This is a genomic window from Parvibaculum sp., assembly GCF_039973015.1.
GTDB lineage: Bacteria > Pseudomonadota > Alphaproteobacteria > Parvibaculales > Parvibaculaceae > Parvibaculum.
This window is the reverse complement of sequence record NZ_JBDWLT010000010.1, coordinates 179,806-194,289: the sequence shown is the minus strand read 5'-3', so window position 1 is coordinate 194,289 and position 14,484 is coordinate 179,806. Positions and strand designations below refer to the sequence as shown.

Here is a 14,484-nt window from a genome sequence, read left to right as displayed (position 1 = left end):
TGGTTACGGCTACCCGTCCATACGCGGCGCGCGCGCCTCGCACGGGGGGATCTCATCGATCTTCCCGGTGTTTCCTCTTGCCCGCCGTTCGGGCGGGCCGCCTTCAGGCGATTTCTTTTTCGCGCCGGCCGAACGCCGTTGCATGGTCTTCGCTTTCCGGCAGCTTGAGTTCGCCGGCGGCAACGAGCTTCTTCAGATAGGCGAAGGTGCGCATGGTCTGGGTCACGAGATGGTCGCCAGCGCCATAGCCCGGATAGACCTTGCCGTCCTCGATGAACTGCGGCAGCGGTTCGACCTGCGTGTCGTAGTCAAGCGAACAGAAGAGCGGAAAGGAGAAGCGCTCGTCGGGCACATTGCGAACGCGGTGCGGCGTCGCAATGAAGCGTCCATTGGTCAGTGCTTCCAGCATGTCGCCGATATTGATGACGAAAGCACCTTCGACGGGGGGTGCGTCGATCCAGTCGCCATTCGCGTTCATGACCTGAAGGCCCGGCGCCGTCACATGGAGGATGGTGAAGCACTCGTAATCCGTATGGGCGCTTATGCCCCATTCCGCGACCGCTCGCGCGGGGTCCGAGGGGTAGTGGACAAGGCGGAGCTGCGAGGGCGGCTTCGTCAGCCATTGCTCGAAATAGTCTTCCGGCAGACCGAGCGCGAGCGCGAAGCCGCGAAAGAGCGTGTGGCCGAGCGCCATCGCCGCCTCGTAATAGGCATAGACGTCGCGCTGCATTTCGGGGAGCTCCGGCGGCCACTGGTTCGGGCCGAGCATCCGGTAGCCCTTCACATGGTCGGGGTCGTCTTCCGGCAGTTCGATCGAAAGATCGAAGGCTTCTTTCTTGTCGGTCTTGGCGGGGTCCGTTCCGTCATAGAAACCTTCCTCGCCGGTCGGCACATAGCCGCGATGGGCGCGCGACTTGCCGATATAGCGCTCCATCTTCTTTTCTTCCGGCAGGGCGAAAAACTCCGCGGCGCGGGCTTCGAGTTTCGCGATCATCTCGCGCGAAATGTTGTGGCCCTTCACATAAAGGAAGCCGACATCGCTTGCTGCATCCGCCATCTCTTTGGCGACTTCGCGCTTTGCCGCCTCGTCATTGCCGAAGAGGGGCGCGATATCCACCACGGGAATGCTCGTGAAGGCCGTGCCTTTCGTTTCGGTCTCAGTCATGTGGATACTCCGTTCGACGGGACATCGACCAGCGGCTCGCCGCGCATGTCCGTTATTTCCCAGTGCCGCGTGAAGGGCTTGCCCGTGCGGTCCATGTCATGCGTTTCGACAAGGCCGCCATTGAGCATGGGCAGGAGCGGCTTTCCCTCGCGGAAGGGCAGGGTGGATCGCTGCATGAACCAGCCCGTGCTCGTGACCGCGCCCTGCGAGATCTCGCAATCGAGAAATTCCTGCGCGCGCGCCATATCGGTGGCGCCGGCCACGCATTCGGCAAGCGAGAGGCCGGCGGGTGTGTCGCAATAGCGTTCACGCGCAAACATGAAGAGCGAGCCCATGCGCGCGATGGCGCCCTTCTGGCCGGTTTCGCGGTCTTCGAGGCGCGCCGCCCACAAAGGCGTTTCGCCGAGCGGCTCGCGGTGCCAATGCTCGATATAGGGAATGTCCTTTCCCTCCTCGACCATGACATCGCCCTCGTTCCAGAGGCGGCCGCGATCGGAATAGATCGCCTGCGGCTGGAAATCGATATCGCGGCGCCATTCGAAGAAGCCGTCTTCCTCGACCAGCTCGCCCGCAAAGCCTTCCTGGGCGGCGAGCCACATCATGGCGTCGGGGGAGAGAGCGGCCAGGGAGGTCATGCCCGAGAAGTCTGGGCGGCCTTCGGGCTGGCGCAGATCGATATAGAGGCCCGGGCCCTGCAGCCAGTTCACGAAGCTCGTCGTGTCGCGGCGGCCATCCGGCCAGGCGAGAAGCGAGCGGCGCCAGAGACCGGGCATGGTCTCGAGCGAGGGGTCGGGGAGGGTTTTTTCTGCAAGCAATGACATGACACCATGCTGGCCTCCCCCGGGGTCATGTGCCTAGACGCTATTTTTCGATGCGGGGCATAAATTCAATCTATGGTCTGTGCTGGCTCCCGCAATTTCCCCATGATTTCTGCGAGGAAGAGCTCCGTCGGGGTGTTGCGGGCAGGCTCGTCCCGCGTCACCAGATAGACCTGATAGGCGGGCAGCACCGCTTCCGGCAGGAGCGGCCAGAGCGCCCCTTCATTGTCGAGCGTTTCGGCGACGCAGGTCGGCAGGAAGCCGATGCCGACGCCAAGCTCGATCAGCCGCTTCGTCTCGTGCAGATTTTCCGCATAGCCGCCGATCCGCTTGCCGAGCCCGTAGCGCTGGCGGAAATTCGCCAGTTCCTGCGGCTCGTCGAGCCCGGTCGCGATATAGGGCTGATCGGCAAGATCGCCCGGCTGGGGCACGGTCATGCCGTAAAGCGCGTGGGCACGGTGGCAATAGAGCTGCTGCGTTTCGCGCATCAGCGGCTGGTAGCAAAGCGCGGCATCCGGGGCATTGTCGCAGGCGATGCCGACCTCCGCGTCGCCCGCTTTCAAGGCGGCGATCACCTCGCGCCAGGGCGCCACTTCTATATGAATGCCGACGCCGGGATGATGGCGGTGGAGTCCGGCAAGCGCCGCATCGAACGGGGCCGAGACGACCGACGAGATCATGCGGATATTGATGACGCCCTCGACGAGCCCGGCGGCAAGCGCCACGTCATGCGGCGCGGCGCGGACCGCACCCATCATGGTCTCGCAGAGATCGAACAGCGCACGGCCCGCGGGAAGCAGTTCGATGCCGCTCGCGCTCCGCTTCAGCAGCGTCACGCCGAGATGATCTTCCAGCCGCTTGAGGCCCGCGCTCACTGTCGGCTGCTGGCGATTGAGCCGGCGCGCCGCCGCCCCGATGCCGCCCGCGCGCACTATTTCGTGGAAAAGCTGGAAAAGGTTCCAGTCCACTTTGCGTGCGAAGCTCTGTTCGATCTTCCTCGTATCGTCCATTTGCGTTCAGGGCCTTCCGGCATCCATCTGCTTCGCCGCCAGCGCTTTCCGCAAGCGCGGATTCTTCACTATAGGCTGATCAGCGCTTCATCTTCTTCTTTCGCCTGTCGAGAAGGGCGAGCATGTCCGCGATTTCCGTCTGTCCGAGTTCGCCGATCTCCTCGGCAAGGCGGTTGGCGAGTTCCGTTGCCTGCGGGGCAAGACCGGACGTGTCGAGGACGATACGGGGATGCGACAGCCGCGCAAGCCGCTCCAGTTCCTCCGCCTCGTCCCAGATCACGTTGAAATAGCCGATGATCGCCTGTACCAGCCGCCAGCTCGGGCGGCCGCGTTTGCCATGCTCCAGCGCCGAGAGATAGGCGGGGGTCACGCGCAGCGCTGCTGCCATCTCCTTCATGGTGAGGCCGCGCGCGGCGCGCAGCTCTCTCAGTTTGCGGCCGAAGGGTGTCATCGCTTCTTGCGCAGCCAGATATAGAAGGCGCCGCCGCCGCCATGCTTCGGATGTGCGGGCTGGAAACCGGAGACATGGGTGCGAAGCTCCGCCTCGTTGAGCCAGCGGGGCACGGCGCTGCGGAGTACGCCCTGGCGCTCCGGCACCTCGTAGAATGTGCTTCCGTGCAGCGTGTGCCGCGCATAGGGCGAGGCGCCCTTGCCGGTGATGACCAGAACGCAGCGCAGCCCGCGCGCGCGCGAACGGGCGATGAAGGCATGGAGCGTCTGATGCGCGGTTTCCTGCCCGTGGCCGTGGAGGTCGAGCGTCGCCTCGATTTCCATCTGGCCGCGCGCAAGCCGCTGGCTCGTGCGGCGGTCGAGGCCGGTCAAAGGCGGCGGCTCGGAGGAGCGGCGGAGAGGCACGGAGGGCGGTGGCGGCGGCAGGGACGGCGCGCGGGCGGGCGCAAGCGATTGCGGCTGGACGGGAAGGGCAGCGCGTTCGTCCTCATGCGGGGTTTCAAGCCCTTCCGACGGGCGGCGCGACATCGGCTTTGCGTCCTTCGTCACCGCGCGCCAGAGCTTGTGCTCCTCATCCGTCAGACGGCGGTGGCGGGATTTCGGGCGCGGCATCTTCTCCTTGTCGCTCGCCATGAAAATGCCCTGTCCGGTTTTGCCGCCCGTTTATTAAGGTGCAATGTCCTTTGGCACCAGCGCAATAAGTTCGCCTTCCGCCTTCATACGGCCTGCGATCTCGCCCGCTTCCTCGCCCGAGCCGAAGAAGATATCGCCACGCTGCAGTCCCTTGATCGCCGAGCCCGTATCCTGCGCCACCATGAGGCGGCGCACTTCAACGGAATTCGCGCCATCGGCAGTCGGGTGTTCGGTCGTGAGAAAAAGCAGGACGCCGAGCGGATGCATGCTGCGGTCGATGGCGAGGCTCCGTCCCGGTGTGAGGGGTACGCCTTCCGCCCCGGGGGGCCCGCTGGAGGGGTCTACATCCCTCAGTATACGGAAGAATATGTAGGATTCATTTTCGCGCATCAGGGCGCGGCCTTCGGCGGGATGGGCGGAGAGCCAGGCGCGGATCGTCTGCATCGACACCTCTTCAAGCGGCATCTCGCCGCGCTCGACGAGGAGCTTGCCGATGGAGGTATAGGGATGCCCCGTTTTCGCGGCAAAGGAGAGGCGTACGATCTCGCCCGTTTCGAGCCTGACCCGGCCCGAGCCCTGCACATGCAGGAAGAAGGCATCAATGGGGCTTTCGAGCCAGACAAGCGCGAGCTTTTGCGTGTCGAGCGCACCATTCTCAATCTGCGCGCGCGCCGGAAAAGAGCCGCCGCCATCCACCATGCGGAAACCGGCTGGCGGCGCAAGCACCGGCGTCTGGTAGACGCCGTGCCTTGTCAGCGAGCCTTTCATTTCCGGCTCGTAATAGCCGGTGAAAAGGCCGCGCGTTGCGGGAAAACGAACGGGCACGAACCAGTGCTGGAAAAAGCCGCGCGCATTGGCCGCGCCAGCCCCGGGCCCAACCTTCGCCGCCGCCTCGCAGGCCGGTTGCCAGGCGCCTGCGCGACCATAAAGCGGATCGCCGCCCTTGGTGTCGAGCGGGGCGGAAGGCGACAACTTCAGTATACGCGCGCAAGAGCCCTTGAAGGCGGAAAGCGCGGCCGCCTGATCGTCCGTATGCCAGCCTTCGATATCGGACCAGGACATGCGGGCCGCTGCCGATGCCGCATGGGCGCTCATGCCGGACACTCCGGGCGCAATGGCAAGAAGAAGTCCTCCGAAAAGGAGAAGGGCCGCCGCACTATTACGCATCGCCGCAGCCGCCGGTCAGCCGGAAGCGCCGGTGGCGACCAGCTTCCAGTTCGGATCGCGGTTTTTCACATCGCGTTCAAAGGTCCAGAGGTCGGTCACTTCGCGCACCGTCACGGGATCGCCCTCGACAACCACGCCATCGTCGTTCTTGGTGCAGGAAGTGAGCGTGCTGCGGAAGGAGACGGTGAGACGCGCGCGCGTCCCCTCAAGGGCGGCGGCGTCGAGCACCGCCTTCTCGATGCCGATGAAGCTCTGATCCACCGTGAGGCCCTTGTTATCGCGCTCGTCCATCGCGCCTTCGAAGCTCTTGTAGACATCCGCCGAAAGAAGCGGCTTCAGCGTTTCGCGGTCGCCCTCGGCAAAGGCCGTCACGATCATCTCATAGGCAGAGCGCGCGCCGGAGAGGAAGGCATCCGCATCGAAATAGGCGTCTGTGGCGGCAATGGCGTCGAGACCATTGGCGAGCGGCGTGCCGGGCTCGGCAATGCCATGCCAGCGGTCGCGCCGGGACGTATCGGCGAAGGGATCGCCTTGTGCATCGACGGTACGCGCACCCGCCTCGCCTTCGGCGCGCGGACGCTTGGGCAGCGTCACAACCTTGTCGTTGCCGCTCGCATCGCCCGAGTAAGGGTCATAGGGCGGGCGTTCATGGCCCGTCCGCCGTCCGAGCACGCTTCTGAGTTTCAGAAAGACGCCGACGGCGATCGCGAGCAGGATGATATTGAGGAGATTCAAGCCGTCGTCCATTCGCTCGAGGAGCCCTTTCGCATCGTCAGGCCGGGCGGCTGGCCTTCCGTTACATTTGTTTTTGCGCTCAGGTCAGGTCTTTTACTTAAGCGTTTCTGCCCGTGCGTTCCAGAGCCATAACCTAGGGCATCGGGCCGCATTTTGCTACCGGAGCCATGCGAGGCGAACTCGGGAGGAACTCTCGCCGCACTTCGGTCAAACTCCGGCCGAAGCATGTGGGCAAGCGGGGTTCCACACCCTATCTTGTCTTGTGAGGGTCCGTGCCTCGGGGCGCCTCCCGGACGACCTGCCCGGGCCGAATTTTCCAAAACCGCTCCCTGAAACCACCGAAAGCCAGCCGTGCCCGCTTTTCTCTTCCTTCTCTTCATTGCCGTGCCCCTGATCGAAATCGCGATCTTCATCAAGGTCGGGGGCGCGATCGGCGTCTGGCCGACGGTAGGCATCGTGCTCGCGACCGCCTTTATCGGCGCGACGCTGCTGCGGGTGCAGGGGCTCACGACCTGGCGCCGGGCCGAAGAGGCGATGCGGCGGGGCGAGCCGCCGGTCGCGGAAATGCTCGATGGCGTCTTTCTCTTCGCCGCCGCCCTTCTCATGGTGACACCGGGCCTCTTCACCGATTGCATTGGCTTTGCGCTTCTCATTGCGCCTTTCCGGCGCGCCATCGGCCGCTACGCGGCACGGCGCATCGCGGCCAGCAGCCGCTTCACCGTCTATTCGAGCGGCATGGCTGGCGGCATGGGCGGCGGGCCGCAGCGCCCCGGTCCTCATTCGGGCCCTCATTCAGAGAGACCGGGGCCGGTCATCGAGGGCGAGGCGGAGGAAATCGGCGAGAACGAAAATGACCGGGAGGGCAGGGGCCCGCGCAGCGATTCACCCTGGAAGCAATAAGTCAGTTCCAGACACACGGGCTTTCTTGTCGCTCCGCCTTTTCCGTGCTAGCCAGCAGCCTTCGTAAAAAGCGAGAAGCGGTGAGGCAAGAATGTCGGATCAGGGCTCGACCAATACAGACAATGCGGGCAATGGCGGCGAACCGCCGATGGCGCAGCTCCGCGTATTGACGCAATACGTCAAGGATATCTCCTTCGAGAACCCGAACGCCCCGCAAATGCTCGGTCCCGTCGAGGAGCAGCCGCAGATCGGCTTGCGCGTCGATGTCGGCGTGAAGCGCATGAACGACAATGACTACGAAGTGACCCTGAAAATCGGTGCCGACGCCAAGGTGAAGGACAAGCCGATGTTCCTGGTGGAGCTGGAATATGCCGGGCTCTTCCGCCTCGCCAATATTCCCGAGCAGGATCTCGAAGCGGTGCTCGTCGTCGAGTGCCCGCGCCAGATCTTCCCCTTCGCGCGCCGCGTTCTCGCGGACGTCACACGCGACGGCGGTTATCCGCCGCTAATGATCGACCCCATCGATTTCGTGAGCCTCTATCAGCAGCGCCGCGAGCAGATGGCGCAGGAAATCGCCGAAACCAAGCAGCCGAACTGACGCGGGGGGCTTCAGCCCTTCACGGCGAGCCAGAGCGCGTCTTCGCCCAGCGTCGCGACAAAGGCGTCGTGCGCGGCGCGCTCCTCATCGCTCAGGCGCGGGGCAAGAGCCACGGGGCGGCTTTCGCGCGCAACACGTCTGGTGCCCGCGCCCGTGCCGCCCGCATCGGCCTGCAATACGAGGCCCGGCTGCCGCCCGCCCATCAACTCCAGATAGACTTCGGCCAAAAGCTCGCTGTCGAGCAATGCGCCATGCCGGGTGCGGCCCGAATTGTCGACATTGAAGCGGCGGCACAGCGCGTCGAGATTGTTCTGGGAGCCGGGAAACTTTCGCCGCGCCATATCGAGCGTGTCGATGGCGCGCGACATGGGAAGTGGCGTCCGTCCGATCTTCTTCAGCTCGGCATTGATGAAGCCCATGTCGAATGAGGCATTGTGGATCACGAGCGGATCGCCGCCGATGAATTCGAGGAACTCGTCCGCCACATCGGCGAATTTCGGCTTGCCGCGCAGGAACTCCTCGGAAAGCCCGTGGACGCGGAAAGCGCCCTCCGGCATGTCGCGCTCGGGATCGATATAGGTGTGGTAGACCTTGCCCGTCGCGACATGGTTGAAAAGTTCGAGGCAGCCGATTTCGACCAGCCGGTGTCCGTCCTGCGGACTGATGCCCGTGGTTTCGGTATCGAGCACGATCTCGCGCATATTGTTCCCGTATCGCCCTTTGGACTCCGCCGCCTTTCCGAAGTCGCTTCTGGCGAAGCAAAGACGGTCCCGAAGGCGGTATGCGGATTCTCGCCTATTCGTTCACGAAATGGAACGACCCATCTTCGCCGATGATGCCGCCCGGATTCCAGGCGACTTCCCAGATGTGATTGTCGGGATCGGCGAAATAACCCGTATAGCCGCCCCAGAAAGCTTCCTCGCCGCGCTTCATGATGCGCCCGCCCGCAGCCTCCGCCTCGGCCAGCACCTGATCGACCTCATCTTTCTCGCGCACATTATGCGCAAGCGCGACACCGGAAAAACCTTCGCCGTAAGGCGCGAGCTTGGCGTCTTCCGCGAGCGCGTCGCGGCCGAACAGGGCAAAGACGATACCGCCGCACTGAAAGAAGCAGACGGAAGGATTGCTCTGCGGCAAAGGCGTCCAGCCCAGCGTTTCGTAAAAGCCCTGCGCGCGCGCGAGATCGGCAACACCAAGCGTGATGAAGCTTATGCGTTGTTCCATGTCCCGCTTCCTTCCATGTCTCTCTTGTCCTCAGCCGGTGCGAAGCCGTTCCTTCAGCACCTTGCCCTCGCGGGTCTTGAGCGCATCGACGATGGCAGCCACCTGCGCACGCGCATGATCGAGGCCCTTGTCGCTTTCGACCACGAAGTCCGCGCGCTTGCGCTTTTCCTCGTCGGGCACCTGCTTTGCGTGGATCGCGGCGAATTTCGCCTCATCCATGTCGGGCCGCGCGAGAACGCGCGTCTTCTGCAGATCGTAGGGGGCGGAGACCACCACCACAACATCGACACGCGTTTCGCCGCCCGTCTCGTAGAGAAGCGGGATATCGAGCACGGCCATTGCGTGGCCCGCTTCCATGTTCTCGCGCAGGAATTCCATCTGCGCCTCGCCGACAAGCGGATGCACGATGGCTTCGAGCTTCTTCATTTCATCCGGCATGCCGATGACGCAGCGCGACAGCGCCTTGCGGTCGACCGCATCGTCAACAATGGCGGAAGGAAAGGCCGCGCGGATCGGCTCCACCGCCTTGCCGCCCTTTTCATAAAGCTTGTGGACGGCGGCGTCCGCGTCATAGACGGGCACGCCTTCCTCGCGAAACATTTTCGCCGTTTCCGACTTGCCCATGCCGATCGAGCCGGTGAGGCCGACAAGAAGCATATTCTTCCCCCCGTTTTCGTTATCGCGTCTGTTGCGGCTGACCGATATCGGCAAGCACGATGTTTCTGAGTTCTTCCGTCACATGCGGGCGCACACCGAACCAGGCTTCGAAGCCGGGCACCGCCTGATGCAAGAGCATGCCGAGACCGTCCACGACCTCGTGACCCGCTTCGCGCGCGCGGCGCAGCAATCCGGTTTCGAGCGGCGTATAGACGATATCCGTCACCACCGCATCGCGCGGCAATGCGGATATGTCGATATCGACATCGCTTTCGCCCTTCATGCCGAGCGTCGTCGTGTTGACGAGAAGTCCTGCACCATCGAGCGCCTTCTCCGTCTCGCTCTGCGGCAGCGCCTTCGCGCGGGTGAGGCCGAGATCGCGGATCAGCGCCTCGGCGCGTTCCACCGTGCGGTTGACGATGCGGATTTCGGGCGCGCCTTCTTCTTCGAGCGACAGCGCAATGGCGCGCGCCGCGCCGCCGGCCCCCAGCATCACCGCGGGGCCTTCCGATATCCGCCAGTCCCGCGCACCCGCCTTCAGGTTCGCCATGAAGCCATAGCCATCCGTGTTGCGGCCTTCGAGCGTCCCGTCCTCGCAGGTGACGATGGTGTTCACCGCCTTCAGGCGCGCCGCCACCGCATCGTGACGGGTGAGCGTCGCGAAAGCCGTCTCCTTGTGCGGCACGGTCACGTTCGCGCCGACGAAATCGAGCTTGTGGAGATGACGGATCGTTTCGGGCGCATCCTCCGGCTTCACAGCCAGCAATTCGTAGCGCGCATCGGGGATACGGTGCTCGGCAATCCAGTGATTGTGGATCAGCGGCGAGCGCGAATGGGCAACCGGCCAGCCTATGACGCAGACTTTTTTCATGGTGCGGGCCTCGCGGCGGAACGAGGATATTCCTTGCCCGGTCTTGTCATGACTTAATCACTCCCTGACGGCGCAGCTCGTCGAGCAGCTGCAGCATGGGCAGGCCGAGGATCGAAAAGTAATCGCCCTCGATCTTCTCGAAGAGCTGAATGCCCGGCCCTTCAAGCTGGTAACAGCCGACACTCTTCATCACGCGCTCGCCCGCCGTTTCAAGATATTCATCGAGAAAGGTCTCGCTGAAGGCTCTCATTGTAAGCGTTGCGCGCGCGGTCAGGTTCCAGACCGTCTTGCCGTCTTTCACCAGGACAAGGCCCGAATGAAGAATATGCGGGTGGCCGCGAAAGGCGAGAAGGTTCGCGCGCGCTTCCTCCATGCTTTTCGGCTTGTCGTAGCGTTTGCCCTCACAAGAGAGGATCTGGTCGGCGCCAATGACAAGTGCGCCGCGATGTTTTGCCGACACGGCAAGAGCCTTTGCTTCGGCAAGCTTCAGCGCCAATGCATCGGTTGCAGCTTCGGGACCATCTTCTCCATCCGCGAATCCGGCCTTGATCGCATCTTCATCAACGCGCGAATCCTCCGCCGTGAAAGCAAGGCCCGCATCGGCAAGGAGTTTCTGCCGGACGGCGCTGCCGGAGGCGAGGATGAGGGACTGGGACATTTACTGCTGCTCGGCTTTTCTTCGGCTTCTGCGTGTATCAGGGATCAGCTTGCGCGCTGGCGCTCATTATAGAGGTTGAGGACGGCGGCCGCCGTTTCCTCGATGGAGCGGCGCGTGACGTCGATCACCGGCCAGGCGTTCCTGGCAAAAAGCTTGCGCGCAAAGGCGATTTCATCGGCGACGACATCCGGCGCGACATAATCCGTGTCGGTATTCTCGTGCAGCGAAAGAAGCCGGTTCTTGCGGATTTGCACGAGGCGATCCGGGCTTGTGGTGAGACCGACGACCAGCGGGCGCTGGACATGCTCAAGGTCGGGGGGCAGGGGTGCGCCCGGCACGATCGGAATATTCGCCGCCTTGATGCCGCGGTTCGCGAGATAGATGCAGGTCGGTGTTTTCGAGGTGCGGCTGACACCGAGAAGAATGATGTCGGCATCGTCGAGGTCGCCCGCCGACTGCCCGTCATCATGCGCCATCGTGTAATTGAGCGCGGCGATACGGTCGAAATATTCCGCATCCATGATGTGCTGCGAGCCAGGCTTGTGCGAGGACTTCTTGCCGAGATACTGGCCGAGCGCCTTCATCGCGGGGTCGAGCACGGAGATGCAGGGCGTCTGTATTTCCGCGCAGCGTTTCTCCAGCCGCTCGCGCAGCTTGTCATTCACCATCGTGAACATGACGAGACCGGGCGCGTTCTCGATTTCGCCAAGCACGCGCTCAAGCTGTTTCGGGCCGCGCACCAGCGCATAGACATGCTCGATGGGCCGCGCGTCTTCATATTGCGCGCAGGCCGCGCGCGCGACCATGTTCAGCGTTTCGCCGGTCGCGTCGGATACGAGATGAAGATGAAAGACGCGCTTGCTGCTCATGTTTCGTGCCTGGATATGCTGCCTTCCGGGTTCGATCCATGTACCTCTCCCGGGGGGTTTGCAACCTAGACCGTTTTCCGGGCAGGTGGAAACACCGCCAGTCTCTCCATGCCGCACCAATTCTTTTGTCCGAGGCATAACAGGCATCGCACATGTTTGCTCTGTGCCTGTGGAAAGCTGTGATTAACGGGTGCAAGTGACCTTATTCGGAGAGGCCCTACCCGGTCATACCCGTGCTTCGTTTTCCCTCCCCCGTTTCATGAGTCCGTTAAGAAAGACGGGGGTTCACTTGCGCAAAACGGGTATGACCGGCGAGTCTCGCGGGGGCGCCGGGCTTATCCACACAATTAACGCAATTGGCGAGAGAGACGATCCACAGTGCAAGCCCTTGCGTAGACAGGCGCGACGCTCTGCCGGGCTGAAATTGCGCACAGGCTGTGGCATAGAAGGGGCTGAGGAAACACGGGCGGGAGAAACAGCCGCCTTTCTGTGGAGAAATCCGGGGCGGACTTTGATCCCCGGCATCCACAGGCATCTACTCCTATCAACAACCTTTAAGACTCTTTTATAGATTTGGGAAAAGAACACGTGGGCAAGAGAATGGCTCCCGGAACAGAGCTTCCGGAGAAGAAATTGCTGAGAGCGCTTGCCGGTGTCGAGACACATGGCGTGCCGCTGTGGATGATGCGGCAGGCAGGACGTTATCTGCCGGAGTATCGCGAGGTGCGCGCCAGGGCGGGCGGTTTTCTCAATCTCTGCTACACGCCCGAACTCGCCGAGGAAGTCACGTTGCAGCCGATCAGGCGCTATGGCTTCGATGCGGCGATCCTTTTTTCAGACATTCTGGTGGTGCCCGATGCGCTGGGGCAGAAGGTTGCCTTCAAGGAAGGCGAGGGACCGGTGCTGGAGCCGATCACGGATGGCGCTGGCCTCGCGACGCTCGGAAGCCCGGCGCGCGTGACGGAGCATCTGACGCCCGTCTATGAGGCGGTGGAGCGGCTGTCGCGGAGCTTGCCGAAAGAGACGACGCTGATCGGTTTTGCCGGTGCGCCCTGGACGGTCGCGACCTATATGGTCGGCGGCAAGGGATCGCCCGACCAGGCGGCGGCGAAACTCTGGGCTTACCGTGAGCCGGATGAATTCCAGAAGCTGATCGATATTCTGGTCGAGGCGACGGTCGAGCATCTCTCCGCGCAGGTTCTCGCCGGTGCCGAAGTCATCCAGATCTTCGATACATGGGCAGGCAGTCTGCCGGAGCTTTCCTTCGAGCGGTTTGCGCTGCGGCCGGTGAAGGCGATCCGCGAGCTTCTGCAGGCGCGCTTTCCCGGCCTGCCCGTCATTGCCTTTCCGCGCGGGGCGGGCGCCATGTCGGTCCGCTATTTCCGCGAGACCGACGTCACGGGTCTCAGCCTCGATACGGGTGTCTCGCCGGCATGGGCGCGCGAGCATCTGCAATCGCGCGGATGTGTTCAGGGCAATCTCGATCCGCTGCTTCTCGTCGCCGGTGGCGAAGAAATGAAAGCCCAGGCGCTCCACATCCTGGAGACGCTGGGCGAGGGGCCGTTCATTTTCAATCTCGGCCACGGCATCGTGCCGCAGACGCCGCCTGAACATGTCGGCGAACTGGTGAAGCTGGTGCAGGAGTGGCGGCCGTGAACGGTGAATTGAAGAGAAAGGTCGCGATCATTCTGTTCAATCTCGGCGGGCCGGACGGGCCCGACGCGGTACAGCCCTTTCTTTTCAATCTTTTCAACGATCCTGCCATCATCAGTGTGCCGAATCCGATGCGCTGGCTGCTCGCGAAATTCGTCTCGAAGCGCCGTGCCCCCGTGGCAAGGGAGATTTATGCCGAGCTTGGCGGGGGTTCGCCGCTCGTGCCGCTGACGGAAGCGCAGGGAACCGCTCTCGAACAGGCCTTGGCCGATGGCGAATCCGACTTTCGCTGTTTTCTCGCCATGCGCTACTGGCATCCCTTCGCCGATGAGGCGGCGGCGGCGGCAAAGGCCTGGGGCGCCACCGAACTCGTGCTGCTGCCGCTTTATCCGCAATATTCGACGACGACGACGGAGTCCTCCCTGCGGGACTGGGAGCGCGCGGCGGCCAAAGCCGGGCTTGCCGCTCCGGCAAGGTCGGTCTGCTGCTATCCGACGGAAGAGGGTTTTGCGGGGGGCTATGCCTCTCTGTTGCAGGCTGCCATCGAAAAAGCGGGAGGTCATGAGGGCTTTCGCGTCCTCTTTTCCGCGCATGGCCTGCCCAAAAAGGTGATCGAGAAGGGCGACCCCTATCAGGCGCAGGTCGAGCAGAGCTGTGCGGCCATCGTCGCAAAGCTTGGGGCCGCCGGTGAAAACCTGGACTGGGTGACCTGCTACCAGAGCCGGGTCGGTCCGCTCGAATGGATCGGGCCCTCGACCGATGACGAGATCCGCCGCGCCGGGGCGGAGGGCAAATCCCTGATCGTGCTGCCCGTCGCATTCGTGTCGGAACATTCCGAAACGCTGGTCGAGCTCGACAAGGAATACGGAGCTCTGGCGAAAGAGAGTGGGGTGCCCGTCTATATCCGGGTGCCGGCGCTCGGCACCGAGCCTCATTTCATCGAGGGGCTGGCGCGCCTTGTGCGCGGCGCGCGGGCGCAGGAAACAATCCTTTGCCCGGAAGATGCGGCGGGCCATGTCTGCACGAAAGACGCCGGGCTCAAGACAATCCGCTGATAAAAGAAGAGAAAAAGGAAA

General features: G+C 63.2%; 17 protein-coding genes. 4 read left to right on the top strand and 13 right to left on the bottom strand.

The window, feature by feature from the left end; translation table 11 throughout:
• Positions 1 to 103: 103 nt before the first annotated feature.
• The 7 genes from ABJO61_RS12200 to ABJO61_RS12170 all read right to left on the bottom strand — a co-directional run bounded on the left by ABJO61_RS12200 (position 104) and on the right by ABJO61_RS12170 (position 5,990).
• Positions 104 to 1,165, bottom strand: coding sequence for a 2-oxoglutarate and iron-dependent oxygenase domain-containing protein (locus ABJO61_RS12200; protein WP_348325186.1), 1,062 nt, complete (start codon positions 1,163 to 1,165; stop codon positions 104 to 106).
• On the bottom strand, positions 1,162 to 1,986 hold the full coding sequence (locus ABJO61_RS12195; RefSeq protein ID WP_348325188.1) for a hypothetical protein: 825 nt from the start codon (positions 1,984 to 1,986) through the stop codon (positions 1,162 to 1,164). Before ABJO61_RS12195 ends, ABJO61_RS12200 begins: the two co-directional genes overlap by 4 nt.
• Before the next feature lie 65 nt (positions 1,987 to 2,051).
• Positions 2,052 to 2,993: a LysR family transcriptional regulator gene (locus tag ABJO61_RS12190; RefSeq protein ID WP_348325190.1), complete on the bottom strand. Its 942-nt coding sequence runs from the start codon at positions 2,991 to 2,993 to the stop codon at positions 2,052 to 2,054.
• Between the two features lie 79 nt (positions 2,994 to 3,072).
• Entirely contained in the window at positions 3,073 to 3,444 is a 372-nt protein-coding gene (locus ABJO61_RS12185; RefSeq protein WP_348325192.1) for a helix-turn-helix domain-containing protein, read from the bottom strand.
• Positions 3,441 to 4,076, bottom strand: a complete 636-nt coding sequence (locus ABJO61_RS12180) for a Smr/MutS family protein (protein WP_348325194.1) — start codon at positions 4,074 to 4,076, stop codon at positions 3,441 to 3,443. Before ABJO61_RS12180 ends, ABJO61_RS12185 begins: the two co-directional genes overlap by 4 nt.
• 33 nt (positions 4,077 to 4,109) lie before the next feature.
• Positions 4,110 to 5,171, bottom strand: coding sequence for an MltA domain-containing protein (locus ABJO61_RS12175; protein ID WP_348325196.1), 1,062 nt, complete (start codon positions 5,169 to 5,171; stop codon positions 4,110 to 4,112).
• An 87-nt stretch (positions 5,172 to 5,258) separates the two neighbouring features.
• Entirely contained in the window at positions 5,259 to 5,990 is a 732-nt protein-coding gene (locus tag ABJO61_RS12170; protein ID WP_348325198.1) for a Tim44/TimA family putative adaptor protein, read from the bottom strand.
• A 339-nt stretch (positions 5,991 to 6,329) separates the two neighbouring features.
• Here ABJO61_RS12170 and ABJO61_RS12165 point away from each other — a divergent pair, with 339 nt between their 5' ends.
• Entirely contained in the window at positions 6,330 to 6,878 is a 549-nt protein-coding gene (locus ABJO61_RS12165; protein ID WP_348325200.1) for an FxsA family protein, read from the top strand.
• 91 nt (positions 6,879 to 6,969) lie between these two features.
• Positions 6,970 to 7,476, top strand: a complete 507-nt coding sequence (secB, locus tag ABJO61_RS12160; protein ID WP_348325202.1) for a protein-export chaperone SecB — start codon at positions 6,970 to 6,972, stop codon at positions 7,474 to 7,476.
• Positions 7,477 to 7,487: 11 nt separating this feature from the next.
• Here the strand turns inward: secB and dnaQ are convergent, their stop codons facing one another.
• From dnaQ to ABJO61_RS12130, 6 genes are all read right to left on the bottom strand, one after another.
• Positions 7,488 to 8,177 (bottom strand): DNA polymerase III subunit epsilon, encoded by a 690-nt coding sequence (gene dnaQ / locus ABJO61_RS12155; protein WP_348325203.1) that lies wholly within the window; start codon positions 8,175 to 8,177, stop codon positions 7,488 to 7,490.
• A 94-nt stretch (positions 8,178 to 8,271) separates the two neighbouring features.
• Positions 8,272 to 8,700 (bottom strand): VOC family protein, encoded by a 429-nt coding sequence (locus ABJO61_RS12150; RefSeq protein WP_348325205.1) that lies wholly within the window; start codon positions 8,698 to 8,700, stop codon positions 8,272 to 8,274.
• Positions 8,701 to 8,730: 30 nt separating this feature from the next.
• Complete coding sequence (gene coaE / locus ABJO61_RS12145) at positions 8,731 to 9,357, bottom strand: dephospho-CoA kinase (RefSeq protein WP_348325207.1); 627 nt, start codon at positions 9,355 to 9,357, stop codon at positions 8,731 to 8,733.
• Positions 9,358 to 9,376: 19 nt separating this feature from the next.
• On the bottom strand, positions 9,377 to 10,228 hold the full coding sequence (locus ABJO61_RS12140; RefSeq protein WP_348325209.1) for a shikimate dehydrogenase: 852 nt from the start codon (positions 10,226 to 10,228) through the stop codon (positions 9,377 to 9,379).
• Between the two features lie 46 nt (positions 10,229 to 10,274).
• A complete protein-coding gene (locus tag ABJO61_RS12135; protein ID WP_348325211.1) occupies positions 10,275 to 10,886 on the bottom strand; it encodes a Maf family protein in 612 nt (203 codons plus the stop codon).
• A gap of 44 nt (positions 10,887 to 10,930) precedes the next feature.
• Positions 10,931 to 11,755, bottom strand: a complete 825-nt coding sequence (locus ABJO61_RS12130) for a pyruvate, water dikinase regulatory protein (protein WP_348325213.1) — start codon at positions 11,753 to 11,755, stop codon at positions 10,931 to 10,933.
• Between the two features lie 600 nt (positions 11,756 to 12,355).
• Here ABJO61_RS12130 and hemE point away from each other — a divergent pair.
• Both hemE and hemH read left to right on the top strand, forming a co-directional pair.
• Positions 12,356 to 13,411: a uroporphyrinogen decarboxylase gene (gene hemE / locus ABJO61_RS12125; protein ID WP_348325215.1), complete on the top strand. Its 1,056-nt coding sequence runs from the start codon at positions 12,356 to 12,358 to the stop codon at positions 13,409 to 13,411.
• The gene (gene hemH / locus ABJO61_RS12120) at positions 13,408 to 14,463 is read left to right on the top strand and encodes a ferrochelatase (RefSeq protein WP_348325217.1); all 1,056 of its coding nucleotides are present in this window, start codon (positions 13,408 to 13,410) and stop codon (positions 14,461 to 14,463) included. The genes hemE and hemH overlap by 4 nt, the downstream gene beginning before the upstream one ends.
• Positions 14,464 to 14,484 lie beyond the last annotated feature (21 nt).

Bases quoted from the DNA above. Each gene is read 5' to 3' on its own strand.
- ABJO61_RS12135 (WP_348325211.1), bottom strand. From the start codon at position 10,886: ATGTCCCAGTCCCTCATCCTCGCCTCCGGCAGCGCCGTCCGGCAGAAA.
- ABJO61_RS12190 (WP_348325190.1), bottom strand. From the start codon at position 2,993: ATGGACGATACGAGGAAGATCGAACAGAGCTTCGCACGCAAAGTGGAC.
- secB (WP_348325202.1), top strand. From the start codon at position 6,970: ATGTCGGATCAGGGCTCGACCAATACAGACAATGCGGGCAATGGCGGC.
- ABJO61_RS12185 (WP_348325192.1), bottom strand. From the start codon at position 3,444: ATGACACCCTTCGGCCGCAAACTGAGAGAGCTGCGCGCCGCGCGCGGC.
- ABJO61_RS12175 (WP_348325196.1), bottom strand. From the start codon at position 5,171: ATGAGCGCCCATGCGGCATCGGCAGCGGCCCGCATGTCCTGGTCCGAT.
- dnaQ (WP_348325203.1), bottom strand. From the start codon at position 8,177: ATGCGCGAGATCGTGCTCGATACCGAAACCACGGGCATCAGTCCGCAG.
- ABJO61_RS12150 (WP_348325205.1), bottom strand. From the start codon at position 8,700: ATGGAACAACGCATAAGCTTCATCACGCTTGGTGTTGCCGATCTCGCG.
- ABJO61_RS12195 (WP_348325188.1), bottom strand. From the start codon at position 1,986: ATGTCATTGCTTGCAGAAAAAACCCTCCCCGACCCCTCGCTCGAGACC.
- ABJO61_RS12140 (WP_348325209.1), bottom strand. From the start codon at position 10,228: ATGAAAAAAGTCTGCGTCATAGGCTGGCCGGTTGCCCATTCGCGCTCG.
- coaE (WP_348325207.1), bottom strand. From the start codon at position 9,357: ATGCTTCTTGTCGGCCTCACCGGCTCGATCGGCATGGGCAAGTCGGAA.
- ABJO61_RS12200 (WP_348325186.1), bottom strand. From the start codon at position 1,165: ATGACTGAGACCGAAACGAAAGGCACGGCCTTCACGAGCATTCCCGTG.
- hemE (WP_348325215.1), top strand. From the start codon at position 12,356: ATGGCTCCCGGAACAGAGCTTCCGGAGAAGAAATTGCTGAGAGCGCTT.
- ABJO61_RS12180 (WP_348325194.1), bottom strand. From the start codon at position 4,076: ATGGCGAGCGACAAGGAGAAGATGCCGCGCCCGAAATCCCGCCACCGC.
- ABJO61_RS12130 (WP_348325213.1), bottom strand. From the start codon at position 11,755: ATGAGCAGCAAGCGCGTCTTTCATCTTCATCTCGTATCCGACGCGACC.
- ABJO61_RS12170 (WP_348325198.1), bottom strand. From the start codon at position 5,990: ATGGACGACGGCTTGAATCTCCTCAATATCATCCTGCTCGCGATCGCC.